At 36.4% G+C, this 12,853-nt stretch carries 11 protein-coding genes; 9 read left to right on the top strand and 2 right to left on the bottom strand.

The features are described from left to right. Positions 1 to 65: 65 nt before the first annotated feature. Together ND812_RS10405 and ND812_RS10400 are read right to left on the bottom strand one after the other, a co-directional pair. Entirely contained in the window at positions 66 to 1,016 is a 951-nt protein-coding gene (locus tag ND812_RS10405) for an ankyrin repeat domain-containing protein (RefSeq protein WP_265375395.1), read from the bottom strand. 180 nt (positions 1,017 to 1,196) lie between these two features. After that, complete coding sequence (locus ND812_RS10400) at positions 1,197 to 2,045, bottom strand: flagellin N-terminal helical domain-containing protein (protein ID WP_002974229.1); 849 nt, start codon at positions 2,043 to 2,045, stop codon at positions 1,197 to 1,199. A 238-nt stretch (positions 2,046 to 2,283) separates the two neighbouring features. On the opposite strand from ND812_RS10400, the gene ispH reads away from it, so the two are divergent. Genes ispH through ND812_RS10355 form a run of 9 tightly spaced genes read left to right on the top strand, consistent with a single transcriptional unit; the run spans position 2,284 to position 12,852 of the window. Next, positions 2,284 to 3,231 (top strand): 4-hydroxy-3-methylbut-2-enyl diphosphate reductase, encoded by a 948-nt coding sequence (gene ispH, locus ND812_RS10395; protein ID WP_265375394.1) that lies wholly within the window; start codon positions 2,284 to 2,286, stop codon positions 3,229 to 3,231. A 2-nt stretch (positions 3,232 to 3,233) separates the two neighbouring features. Continuing rightward, positions 3,234 to 4,856, top strand: a complete 1,623-nt coding sequence (locus ND812_RS10390; protein WP_265375393.1) for a sensor histidine kinase — start codon at positions 3,234 to 3,236, stop codon at positions 4,854 to 4,856. Positions 4,857 to 4,904: 48 nt separating this feature from the next. Next, entirely contained in the window at positions 4,905 to 6,185 is a 1,281-nt protein-coding gene (locus ND812_RS10385) for an ATP-binding response regulator (protein ID WP_265375392.1), read from the top strand. A gap of 12 nt (positions 6,186 to 6,197) precedes the next feature. Then, positions 6,198 to 6,563: a response regulator gene (locus tag ND812_RS10380; RefSeq protein WP_265375391.1), complete on the top strand. Its 366-nt coding sequence runs from the start codon at positions 6,198 to 6,200 to the stop codon at positions 6,561 to 6,563. 2 nt (positions 6,564 to 6,565) lie between these two features. Continuing rightward, a complete protein-coding gene (locus ND812_RS10375; protein WP_265375390.1) occupies positions 6,566 to 6,937 on the top strand; it encodes an STAS domain-containing protein in 372 nt (123 codons plus the stop codon). Next, positions 6,937 to 9,144 carry a chemotaxis protein CheA gene (locus tag ND812_RS10370; protein WP_265375389.1) on the top strand — a complete coding sequence of 736 codons (2,208 nt, stop codon included), beginning with the start codon at positions 6,937 to 6,939 and terminating at the stop codon, positions 9,142 to 9,144. The genes ND812_RS10375 and ND812_RS10370 overlap by 1 nt, the downstream gene beginning before the upstream one ends. 1 nt (position 9,145) lies before the next feature. Continuing rightward, on the top strand, positions 9,146 to 11,872 hold the full coding sequence (locus ND812_RS10365; RefSeq protein ID WP_265375388.1) for a methyl-accepting chemotaxis protein: 2,727 nt from the start codon (positions 9,146 to 9,148) through the stop codon (positions 11,870 to 11,872). A gap of 14 nt (positions 11,873 to 11,886) precedes the next feature. After that, positions 11,887 to 12,363, top strand: coding sequence for a chemotaxis protein CheW (locus ND812_RS10360; RefSeq protein WP_265375387.1), 477 nt, complete (start codon positions 11,887 to 11,889; stop codon positions 12,361 to 12,363). Next, positions 12,364 to 12,852, top strand: coding sequence for a chemotaxis protein CheD (locus ND812_RS10355; RefSeq protein WP_265375386.1), 489 nt, complete (start codon positions 12,364 to 12,366; stop codon positions 12,850 to 12,852). Position 12,853: the final 1 nt, after the last annotated feature.

Here is a 12,853-nt window from a genome sequence, read left to right as displayed (position 1 = left end):
TGAATTTTATTTATTAATGCCATGCGTCGTTTTACTTTGTATTACGAAATATCTAATCTCCAAGCCTATTGTAAGATTTCCATGATATGATAGGATAACTTCAATTTTGCAACATCATATGCAGTAAGACCATTATTGTTTTTGATATCCTTTCTGACGCCTTTCTGCAATAAATACTCTACCATTTGTTTGTTTTTGTTTTCAGCAGCCCAATGTAAGAGAGAGTCCCCTTGGTTGGTAGTCTCATTAAAATTCCATTTTTTGAGAGAATCGATGTATTTTACTAATTCCAAATCATTAAAAAAAACAGCATAAGTAAGTGCAGTAAATCCAAGTTTGTCTCTAGATTGAAAATCTACTTTTTTTTCTATTAAATAATCGAAGATCTCCTTATTCGCACGAACATTCAAGGCCTGTTGAAAAAGACTCAATTCAGTTGTATCATTTCCATCATACAAAATGATTTTAGTATCTTTTTGAATGTTTCCGCTTGTAAAAAGTTCCTTCAATTTATTTAGATCATTTCTTGCAATCGCTTGGAAAGCGAGTCTCGGAGCATAGGACAAATCACTTGTTACATCATAAATTTCAATTGAAGGTTGGTCATTTTTGTAAGTATATAAAATGCTATACATAAACGATCCCTTTTTATCAGCAGTAGGAATTTCCAAAGACATTTTTGAATTTAAAAGAATCGTTGCTTTGGCAGTTGCACTTTCACCAGAAAATGATTGTGTTTTACTAGATTCACCTGTTGTTAAGTTAACACTCGCACTGATTTTACTGATCGTTCGGCTAAAATAAAAAAACATCACCGCATTTGTTTTTTCAATTTTTTCAATACATCCTGACAAAGTAGTTCCGCCATTTGCAATATAGAAATCAGGCTCAATTACAATAATCTGACTGAACTTACATTTTGGATTTGGTTTTACATTTTGAAGAATTTGAAAATTTGCAACAGACTTGCAACTAACAAACAAAATAATCAGGGGGAAAAGGAAGAGACGATTCATATAATAAATGGCTCAAAAATCTAGACTATGTCAAATCAAAAAGGGATGTATGGAATGGAAGTGGAATCTTAGAATTTGGCGGAAGAATTTGGTAATGAATTAAAACAAAAAAAAGAAAATCGAGAAACCAAAGCCGGGGCCCCAACCACCCTGCCCGGGACTTTGGTTTCTCTTATCCTATTACTGGAGCAATCTCATCACTGACTGAGACTTCATGTTTGCTTGCGCAAGCATTGATGTAGCAGCCTGAGTTAAGATTTGGTATCTCGTGAAGCTGGTCATTTGTTCAGCCATGTCAGTATCACGGATACGAGACTCAGAAGCTTGTGTGTTTTCATAAGCATTCATAAGTCCTTTCGCAGCATGCTCCATACGGTTGTAATAAGCACCAAGGTCAGCTCTTTGTTTAGAGATCACTCTTAGGGCATCATCACAAAGTCCGATTACGGAGTTTGCTTTACCTGCAGTCGAAAGAGAGATGAAAGTAAGAACCGTAGGGTTTCTTAATCCCAATGCCGCAGTGTTCATTGTTTCAATGTACACGCGCTCTCTTTGGTGCATGTTAGCTCCAATATGGAACCACATACTAGCAGTTGGGTTGAGTCGAGCAAAAGCTCCTGTAAGCAGTTTCATTTTGTTGAATTCTGCTTGAGAAGCAATACGATCGATCTCGTCCACTAGCTGTGAAACCTCGACTTGGATCTGTTGTCTATCTTCTTCCGAGTAGATACCGTTCGCAGCTTGCACCGCGAGTACACGAACACGTTGAACGATTTCGTGTGTTTCTTGAAGATATCCTTCCGCCGTTTGAATGAGGGACATACCATCTTCAGTATTCTGTTCTGCACGTCGAAGACCAGCAATCTGAGTTCTCATTTTCTCAGACACTGCAAGTCCAGATGCGTCATCTCCGGCTTTGTTAATACGCATACCAGAAGACAACTTTTCGATATCTTTGCTCAGGTTCGCGTCGTTAGACTTCAAAGTTCTGTGTGCAAAGATCGCACTTACGTTGTGGTTGATAATCATCCGGGTTCCTCCTTGAATCCGTTCTCTCACCGCTCAAAGTTTTCACCTTGAACCCAAGAAATTGATGAATTTTCGAAATGGCCATCCTTGGCCTTTTCAAGATAAGGATCGGTCATTCTGGGAGGGAGGATAATAGGGAAAATGAAATAAAATTTGAATAAAAACAGAACTTCCCCTTTTCTAAAATATGTCCTAGGAATTCTATGGAAATGTATTTGGGTGAAAAGGTAGGTTTTTCGTGTTAGAGACGGTTTATTTAGCAAACCCACGAGGTTTTTGTGCAGGTGTCAAATATGCAATTTCTTATGTGGAACAAGCTTTTGAAGAAAATTCAGGAGAACCTCTTTACGTAAGAAAGGAAATCGTCCACAACCAACGAGTTGTGGAAGAAATGAAAAAAAAAGGAATCCAATTCATAAGTGAACTTAGCGAAGTTCCCGATGGTGCAACAGTGGTTTTCTCTGCACATGGAGTTTCCCCCGAAGTGGTAAAAGAAGCCACCGATCGAAAAATGAAGATTGGAGATGCCACCTGCCCTCTTGTAACAAGGGTTCATAAAAAAGCACGAAACATCAGAGACAGCCACCAAATCATCTATATCGGACACAGAGGCCATGACGAGGCAATTGGTACCATGGGTGAGGCAATCATGTTCCTTGTGGAATCTCCAGAAGATGTGGAAAGTTTAAGAGGAAAAATCTCTTTAGACAAACCTCTTACCTATTTGATGCAAACCACCTTATCCGTAGCAGACACAAAAAACATTGTCAAAAAAATTGAAGAAGTTTTCCCTTTTGTGGAACACCCTCAAAAAGATGATATTTGTTATGCGACAACGGAAAGGCAAGATGCTGTCCAAAAAATGTTAGAGTCTGTAGATGCCATGTTAGTCATTGGTGCGGAAAACTCATCAAATTCAGTTCGACTTTGTCAATTAGCAAAAAAGACACGACCTGCGAGTTTTCAAATTTCGAAAAAAGAAGATGTAAATCCTAATTATATAATCAAAGAGGGAATCAAAACTTTAGGAATCACTGCTGGCGCTTCAAGCCCACAAGTGTTGGTTGACGAAATTGTGGAAGAAATTCTAAAACATTTTCCCAATGCAAAAGTATCCCTTTATCCAGAAAGCCGTGAAGATACAATGAGTTTCAAACTTCCCAAGGAACTCTTAAAACAATTTTAAAAATGATCCAAGATCCCTTGTCATTATTTAAGGCCTCTTTGGAGGGAAATGACTGGGGAACTGCCATTATACAAATCAATCTAAAAGAGAAGATTTATGAAGTTTTATTAAAAAACTCTATCTTCTCACAATTAGAAAAAGAGTTCGATTTTCCCAATTTTATAAAAAACAAAATTTCTCATAAAGATTTTAAGACAGAAATCATTTATAAAACTGATGGAAAAGTATTAGAAACATCCTTTGGACATTTTGATTATCCTGCTGACTCAACAGAAATCCAATTCACAAAATTCTCTATCCGAGACATCACAATCAAACAAAAACAGGAAGAGGAAATTGCCTGGAGGCTTCGGTTTGAACTTGGAGTTGCTTCTTCCATTCAAATTCTCATCCAAAAATCTTCCATCCGAGAAAGTTTACCTCAAGCTCTTTACCAACTTTTGTATTTCACGGAGATGGATTCGATATTCTTTCTAAAAAATACCGGAACAGAAGAAAGGGGAAGTTTTGAGATTTGGGTGAACGAAAGAAAGTCCACCGAATACCCGTTATTGCCTAAAAAATTCGAAACCTTGGATTGGAAAAAAGAAGGAATATACCGATGGCTCCACAAATTAAAAAATGGAAAAATTCTTTATTTAAAAAAAGACAAAGCCTTACCAAAAGAACAATGGTATTTTGAAGAATCAAATGCGGAATCGATTATATTCATACCAGTTAAATTTGAAAACAAATTCTTGGGCATCATGGGATTCCAAAAATATGTTCCCAATTTTGTTATCCACCATGAAAATTTACTCATTTACCAAACTGTTAGCCGGTGGATGGGATTGTTTGTACAAAGAGATTCCGATTTAACAGAACTCAACCGATACAAGTCTACATTAGAATCTTTAATCTTAGAGAGAACTTTAGATTTATCGAGAACCAAAGAAGAATTAGAACGAGCATACAAAGCAAAAACAGAATTTTTAGCCCATGTCAGCCACGAACTTCGCACCCCACTCAATTCCATCATTGGATTTTCTAAACTGATCCAATTACCCGAAAAGGATGTGACAGGGAAAGAATACCTACAATACATTTACTCGGGTGGAACGAGACTTTTGAAGATGATCAATGAAATTCTCAGTTTGATGAAAATTGAATCGGGCCAACTGAACATTTTATACTCAGAATTCAAACCAGAAGAAATCTGCAGACAAAGTTTAGAATTAATCCAACCTCAAGCCAATGCCAAAGGGATGGAGATCCGATTTTTCCCTCCCATCCAATCAAAACTCATTCGCTCCGATAGTGGGAAAATCCAACAAATCCTCTTAAATTTACTTTCGAATGCAATCAAATATGGAGACCATTCTTATGTCGAATTGCATTGTGAATGGTCCGATTTTGGTGTGAATTTTTCAGTTCGCGATTTTGGACCCGGTATTTCACAAGAAGACCAAAAACGGATCTTTCATAGTTTCACAAGACTAAATGATGATGGAAAAATAGAAGGAACGGGTCTTGGCCTTTCCATTTCCCAAGGACTGGCAGAAAAATTAGGAGGGAATATATCTCTCTTATCAAAACTTGGAGAAGGATCCACTTTTATACTAAATATACCTGAAAATATTAAATAAAGGTATTGAACGAATTAGGAAACTCGCATAGAATTTCCGATATTCTATATGGTGGAACAAATCGATACGAAATTTATTTCTGTTTCCAAAACAGAACACCAACGTAGGCCGAAAGAACCTATTCTTATCATTGAAGATAAAAAAGAAAACCAGGTTCTATTGGAAGGAATCTGTAAACGAGTTGGTATTTCATTCGAAGTTGCTGAAAATGGGAAAATAGCCCTGGATCTGGCAAAAAATAAGTCGTATAGCATCTATTTGGTGGATTTGATGATGCCGGTAATGGACGGTAAAACTTTTATCGCTGAACAACGAAAAATAGATCCTAGAGCGGTTTTTATTGTGCAAACCGCAATTGACCAAACCGAAGAAATCATCGAAATCATGAAAATGGGAGTTTATGATTACCTAATTAAACCCCTCCATGTAGAAATTGTTGCCGATCGTCTGGAAAAAGCATTAGAATACGTCTACTTAAAGCAAATGGAAGCTGTTCTCATTGATGAAGAATCGAAGGAATTAAAAAGCCAATTAGAATGGCTCAATTATAAAGAGTCTCATCGAAAAACCAATGAAGTAAATTCAGAACTAAATTCAATCTTGAATTTAAAAACCACTCTGATGCAAGGTTCTGGACTAGGAGCTATGACTACCATCATTGATTCAATCGAAAAAATGAAAATTGTCGAGAACGATAACTATATCATTCCAAAAGATTTTTGGGATTTACTTTCTGAAAACCAAGAACATAACAAAACAATGTTAAAAGGCCTTGATATGGCCGTTGACACAATCCAATCCCACTTACAATTATCTAAAATTTCAAGTGACGAATTGTTACTTGTCCTTCCTGAGATTGTAAAAGAGTTTCAAAAGGAAACTGAATCAAAAGAAATCAAAATCAACCTTCCTGTTGTCAAACAATCAGTAAAATTAGAAGTTAATATGGATGCAATGCGAACAATCATCCATGAAATTTTTACGAATGGATTGAAGTATTCAAAACCCAAGTCCAATTTTGATATCTTTGTAACCTTCGTAGATGGTTATTTTTGTTTATCAGCAAAAAACAATTTGATCGAAGATGATTACGCAAAACAACTTACTGTGTCTGAAAAAAAATTGGTGGAACCGTTTTATAGAATCCATCCACCTGTAGAAACCTTCCACCACAAAGAAAAATTTAGCCTTGGACTTGGTTTAACCATGGTTGATTTTTTATTACATAAACACAATGGAATGTTTTTTATACGAAATGCGATAGATCACACGACGGAAACAAAAGCTTCCTGTGTGATTGCAGAAATTTTTCTCCCGATTCAATCTTAAAAGGAAACCAAAATGAATAGAAAAATCTTAATTATTGATGACTCAGCAGTGTTTCGAAAGATCATCTCTGTCCACTTAAAAAATGCGAATTTTGATCTCATTGAAGCTGGGGATGGATTAGAAGGTTTAAAACAATTAGAGTCAAACTCTGTAGATTTAATTGTGTCTGATATGAATATGCCAAATATGGATGGCATTTCTTTTATCAAAAAAGTAAAAGAAAATTCAAAGTTTAAGTTTACTCCTATCATCATGTTAACAACAGAATCACAACCTGAGAAAAAACAACAAGGGATCGACGCGGGAGCAAAAGCTTGGTTAACAAAGCCATTTTCCCCTGAAGAATTGTTAGATACCATTACAAAGTTATTACCCTAACGATGGAACCAAATCAAACCATTCAAATTACGAAAGAAGGAATGGAAATCCAGTGGGACGGATACCTCACTGTACCTTTTATCAAAGAATGGTTGAACTACACAAACCAATGGGAAAATCAAAAAGGGAAAAAGATCATTTTACATTTGAATGGAATTGAACGAATCGATACTTCTGGCATTCAATTTTTGGTGTTCTTAAAAAAACAAAGTCAGTCCAACCAACAGTTCTTATCGTTATCGAACCACTCTCTACCTGTGTTAAAGATTATGGATTTGCTTGGTTTGGTCTCCTTTTTCGGAGATCGTATCAAAGTGAAAAAAGAACATTCAAATGAAGTCGAATTTCGTTATGGAACAAGGAAACTATCCTGATGGATTTATCGGAAGTTATAGACGCCTATTTAGTTGAATCCGATGAACTCTTACGAGAGATGGAGGCAATATTACTCCGAACAGAATCATCATTACCAGATGACGAAGACCTGAATGCTATTTTTAGAGCAGTACATACCATAAAAGGAACCGCAGGTATGTTTGGATATGAATCCACCGTTTCGTTTACACATGTTGTGGAAAATTTATTGGATGAACTTCGCTCGCATGTAATTGCATTTCATCCCTCTTTGACGGAAATATTACTCAAAGCAAAAGACCATTTATCCTTTTTAGTTTCTGAAGAAACGAAGGGTAAAATCTCAAATGAAAAAATTTCGTTTGGCCAATTGATTTTGGATGAAATGAAACCATTCCTTCAGTCATCAGCTTCACCACCAAAAACGACTCCTCAAAATGATGCAATCCAATCTCGGACTCATCATGATTCGAACTTGAACGATTCTCAGAATGAAGTAACGACTAACCTTCAGAGGAAACAATTAGGAGATACAACAAGTTACCTGATATCCTTTCGACCCAATCAAAATGTATTTTCCCAAGGTCTCGATCCGATTTCCTTTATTGGATACTTAAAAAAAATTGGTACCATTCTTTCTTTAAAAACCATTGACCAATTCCTTCCCGATCCTAGAGAATTTGATCCTGAAAATTGTTACTTAGGATTTGAAATCAATTTTAGTTCCAAAGAAAATTTGGAAACAGTTCAAAACGTTTTTAATTTCATTGAAGCTGATTGTTTTTTGCATATCTACCCACCAGGCTTCACCGTTGAGGATTTAGTTGATTTATCAAACCAACTTCCTGAAGAAGAAATTTACTTAGGTAATGTATGGAAAGAAATCCAAATCCTCGATGACAAATTTTTTCTAACTTATCTGGAAGAGATCAAATCCAGAAAAACAGGTATCCCTTCCTCTACTTTTCTTGTTTCCCAAGGAATTCACAAAGAGGAATCGGAATCAAAATTAACACACCACAATTCAGACCAAATCAAAGATTCTCATAAATCTACTACAATCAAAGTCGACTCAAAACGAATTGATAACTTGATCAATCGAGTTGGTGAACTTGTAGTATCTTGTGCCAATATGAACCAACTCATTGGAGACTCAGACGACTCCAATTTACAAGAATCTTCTCTTATTGTGATGAGATTATTAAACGAAGTTAGGGAAATTTCTTTAAAACTCAGAATGGTTCCCATTGGAGAAAGTTTTCAAAAGTATTCACGAATCATTCGAGACTTAGGCAAAGAGCTGAAAAAAGACATCCGCCTGATCACAGAAGGTGATGAGACAGAACTCGATCGTAATATCGTCGAAAAATTAAGTGATCCCCTCACCCATTTGGTTCGTAATGCATGTGATCATGGATTAGAGTTACCCGAGGAAAGAAAGAAGAATGGGAAGGATCACCAAGGAACTGTAAAACTTACAGCTTACCATGAAGCAGGAAATGTAATCATTGAAGTTGCTGATGATGGAAACGGAATTTCTAAAGAAAAAGTCTGGAATAAAGGCGTAGAGAAAGGGATTGCCTTTGGCGAAATGCCAGACTCTGATGAAGAGGTCTACAAACTCCTATTCCATCCAGGATTTTCAACTGCATCTCAAATTACCAATGTTTCGGGACGAGGTGTTGGCCTGGATGTGGTGTATAAAAATATTGAATCGTTACGCGGCTCAATTTCGATTAAGTCGATTCCAAACCAAGGAAGCCGATTTATTTTGAGATTACCTCTTACACTGGCTATCATTGAAGGATTTTTGGTGGCAGTGGGGAAAAGTCATTTTATCATTCCGATGGAAATGGTTTTGGAATGTTTGCACTTTTCAGAGGACCATAAAACAGACTCAAATCAATTTTTTGCCTTGCGCGGAAATTTAATTCCATTCCTTCGACTGAGAGACTATTATCCATGTGATGTTGATTCAGAACAACCAAGGGAAAATATCGTCATCGTACGAAATGGTGACAAAAAAGCAGGTATAGTTGTCGAAAAACTATTAGGCGAATACCAAACAGTGATTAAACCAATGGGTTCTGTCTTTCGACATGTCAAAGGTGTCAGTGGATCAAGTATCCTTGGCGATGGTAATGTTGCATTAATCATAGATGTTCCTTCTTTATTCGAAAGAACAATCACTTTAGAAAATCAGAAATTATATAGCCATAGGGGTTAAAATGAAGTCAATTAGCACAAACACAAAGTTAGTCGGTTATTTTTTAATCGGATTCTTGTTTACCATCTGGATCAATTTGTACCAATTTAAATTGTTCTCCAAACAAGATACTCCGCGTATCAATACAGAAGAAAAAATCCAAAAATCGGACTCTATTACTCATTTAATCCAACTGAGTTTGTCCATTCAGGAAGAAGTTACAAATCTAATTCTGTCATCAGAACCACAGGAATCACAAATTGCCAAAATTAAATATGACATTGAAAAATTAGACAAAACATACGAATTAGCATCCAAACTTTTCACAAATGAAGAGGAAACGAAAAAATTCCAATCTACGGTTAATGAGAAAAACGTTTATACGGAATCCGTCCGTTATAGTTTAAACCAACTGGAAGGACAATCCAACAAAAAACAAAAAGACATTTTAAATCCAGAACTCTCTAGTAAGTGGAAAAATTATTCAAATAGTTTACAAGAGTTACAAAAATTCTTTTTTGAATCAAATTTAAAAGAAGTAAATGCAACTTTATCGAACCAATCAAAACAAGACTACTCGATTCCATCCGCAAGTATTGTGTTTCTTGTTATATCTTTTATTTTATTACTTTTACTGATCAAACAAATCACCAAACCATTCAAAGAATCAACACAAATTAAAACGGCTCTTGATTCTGTTTCTACGAATGTGATGATTGCTGACTTGAATTTAGATGTTGTTTATATGAACAAATCGATTCAAAAAATGTTTTCGAATTCAGAATCAGAGATTCAAAAACAAATCCGAAACTTTTCACTTAAAAATCTTATGGGAAGTAACATAGATGGATACCATAAGGACCCAAGCCACCAAAGAAAGTTACTTTCTTCTTTTACTTCAGAACATAGAACTAGTATTAAAATAGGGAACCGAGAATTCAACTTGATTGCCAACCCAATTCTTACGGAAACAGGAGAGAGATTAGGCAGTGTTGTTGAATGGGCAGACGTAACAGAAACAAATGCACAATCGAGAGCGGTAGACAGGTCTCAGGCAACTATCGAATTCCAAATGGATGGAACGATCTTAACTGCGAATGAAAACTTTTTAAACTTAATGGGGTACAATTTGCCTGAGATCAAAGGCCAACACCATAGAATGTTTGTAGAATCTAAGGAATATACTTCTGAAGCATACAAACAATTTTGGGCTGCCTTAAACCGAGGAGAGTTCCAAACTGCTGAATACAAACGGATTGGAAAAAATGGAAAAGAAGTTTGGTTACAAGCAACTTACACTCCAATTCTCGATGCGAATGGAGTGGCCACAAAGGTAATTAAGTTTGCAACTGATATCACTGAAAATAAAAAACGTACGCAAGAATTTACGAGCCAAATTGAAGCCATCAATCGAGCACAAGCTACCATTGAATTTTTAGTCGACGGTACCATTTTGACCGCGAATGAAATCTTTCTAAATACGATGAGTTATTCCTTGGCAGAAATACAAGGGAAACACCATCGAATTTTTGTGGAACCAAGTTATGTGAATTCAGAGGAATACAAACATTTTTGGGCGTCCTTAGCACGTGGGGAATTCCAAACCGCAGAATACAAACGGATTGGGAAAGGTGGAAAAGAAGTTTGGTTACAGGCAACTTATAACCCTATTTTGGATTTGAATGGCAAACCTTACAAAGTCATCAAATTTGCAACCGACATCACGGAACAAAAAAAATTAGCAATCGAAACAGCAAGGATCGTTGATGATTTAGTGGTTGGACTTGCAGCACTTGAAAACGGAGATTTAACTCAACTGATCACAAGCCATTATGAAGGTGGATTTGCAAAACTAAGAGATTCCTTCAATAATACGGCCAAAAAACTCGTAGAAATCATCAATGATGTTAGAACCAACACCGATGCACTTGTATCGGCTGCTGATGAAGTTGCATCCACAGCAAGCACGTTATCACAAGGTGCAAGTGAACAAGCAGCATCAGTCGAAGAAACTTCTGCCTCTCTAGAAGAGATGGGAGCATCCATTGACCAAAATGCAGAGAATGCAAAACAAACAGACACAATTGCAACCAAGTCTGCTAAAGATGCAAAACAAGGTGGTGAAGCTGTTAAAAACACAGTCAAAGCTATGAAAGAAATTGCTGATAAAATTTCCATCATTGAAGACATTGCCTACCAAACAAACTTACTCGCGTTAAATGCCGCAATTGAAGCCGCAAGGGCTGGAGAACATGGAAAAGGTTTTGCTGTAGTTGCCTCCGAAGTGAGAAAACTTGCTGAACGTTCACAAAAATCAGCAAATGAAATTGGTACCCTTGCTGGAAGTTCCGTTCAAATTGCAGAATCAGCAGGGAAGTTGATCGAAGAAATTGTCCCTGCGATCAACAAAACCGCTGACCTTGTGCAAGAAATCACAGCAGCAAGCCAAGAACAGTCATCTGGTGTCAACGAAGTGAACAAAGCAATGGGCCAACTTGACCAAGTATCACAACAATCCGCAAGTGCTTCGGAAGAACTTGCGGCAATTGCAGAAGAGTTACAAGCCCAATCGGAAAGGCTCATGTCTTCGATTAGTTTTTTTAAATTAGGAAAACTATCAACTGTCACAAGCCAAGTGGAGAACAAATCTAGCAGGCTTTCTCTCTCAAAACAACCTACTGGTAAAAAAGAGATTGGAAACAGTAAAGTTGATACTTCCCATGATCATGATAAATTCCAAAAATATTGAGGGAGGGAAACAAAATGCAGGAAATTCAATACCTAACCTTTTTACTCTCCAATGAATTATTTGGTTTAGGAATTTTGTACATAAAGGAAATCATCGAATTTGATTCGGTGACTCATGTACCCATGATGCCTGAATACATCCCAGGGGTGATCAATTTACGAGGCAATGTAGTTCCCGTGATTGATTTAAACACCCGGTTTTATAAAAAGAAAACGGAAACCAATCGGAAAACCTGTATCATCATCACTGAAATCAAATTGGAAAAAGAAACCATTGATGTGGGCCTACTCGTAGATGAAGTCAATGAAGTGGTAGACATTCCCGAAAACCAAATCGAAGATGCTCCCAGTTTTGGTTCTAAAATTCGTTTAGATTTTATTCAAGGAATTGGAAAATTAGAAAATCAGTTTGTGATCATTTTAAAAGTTAACCAAATCCTCGATTTAACTGAAATCCAAACCATCCAAGAAACATCATCACAAGTGAGTTAAATGGAACCTCCTGTTGAAGTTAAAGACCGGTTTCTAAATCCTGGAGAAATTTTCTTCGGAGATAGCCACTATCGTGTTCGTACACTTCTTGGTTCCTGTGTCTCTATCGTATTATGGCATCCTACACTTCATATAGGAGGTATGTGCCATTTTTTACTACCCTACCCTGCTGACATCAAATTGGAAAAAACTTACAAATACGGAATAGATGCTTTCCAGTATTTTTTATCTGAGATCAAAAGAAAACACACAAAACCAAATCAGTATTCAGCCAAAATATTTGGTGGTTCAAATATGTTTCTAGGTGAAGAAAGAGAAATTTTTCGCAATGATGTTACCAATTTAATTGGAACGAGGAATGCAGAATTTGCGAAAAAAATTCTATTAGAAAACGAAATTAAGATAATCTCAGAAGATATCGGTGGAAACCAATCGAGAAAAATTTATTTTTCGATTTGGGACGGCGAAGTTTGGGTGGAAAAAAAATAAT

It is taken from the genome of Leptospira limi (assembly GCF_026151395.1).
Lineage (GTDB): Bacteria > Spirochaetota > Leptospiria > Leptospirales > Leptospiraceae > Leptospira_A > Leptospira_A limi.
Note: the sequence above shows the minus strand (reverse complement) of the source record. Positions and strands in the feature narration are given on the sequence as shown.

Excerpts from the sequence above, each read along its gene's own strand:
- ND812_RS10400 (WP_002974229.1), bottom strand. The coding sequence starts at position 2,045 with ATGATTATCAACCACAACGTAAGTGCGATCTTTGCACACAGAACTTTG.
- ND812_RS10380 (WP_265375391.1), top strand. The coding sequence starts at position 6,198 with ATGAATAGAAAAATCTTAATTATTGATGACTCAGCAGTGTTTCGAAAG.
- ND812_RS10365 (WP_265375388.1), top strand. The coding sequence starts at position 9,146 with ATGAAGTCAATTAGCACAAACACAAAGTTAGTCGGTTATTTTTTAATC.
- ND812_RS10390 (WP_265375393.1), top strand. The coding sequence starts at position 3,234 with ATGATCCAAGATCCCTTGTCATTATTTAAGGCCTCTTTGGAGGGAAAT.
- ND812_RS10370 (WP_265375389.1), top strand. The coding sequence starts at position 6,937 with ATGGATTTATCGGAAGTTATAGACGCCTATTTAGTTGAATCCGATGAA.
- ND812_RS10405 (WP_265375395.1), bottom strand. The coding sequence starts at position 1,016 with ATGAATCGTCTCTTCCTTTTCCCCCTGATTATTTTGTTTGTTAGTTGC.
- ND812_RS10360 (WP_265375387.1), top strand. The coding sequence starts at position 11,887 with ATGCAGGAAATTCAATACCTAACCTTTTTACTCTCCAATGAATTATTT.
- ND812_RS10375 (WP_265375390.1), top strand. The coding sequence starts at position 6,566 with ATGGAACCAAATCAAACCATTCAAATTACGAAAGAAGGAATGGAAATC.
- ND812_RS10385 (WP_265375392.1), top strand. The coding sequence starts at position 4,905 with ATGGTGGAACAAATCGATACGAAATTTATTTCTGTTTCCAAAACAGAA.
- ND812_RS10355 (WP_265375386.1), top strand. The coding sequence starts at position 12,364 with ATGGAACCTCCTGTTGAAGTTAAAGACCGGTTTCTAAATCCTGGAGAA.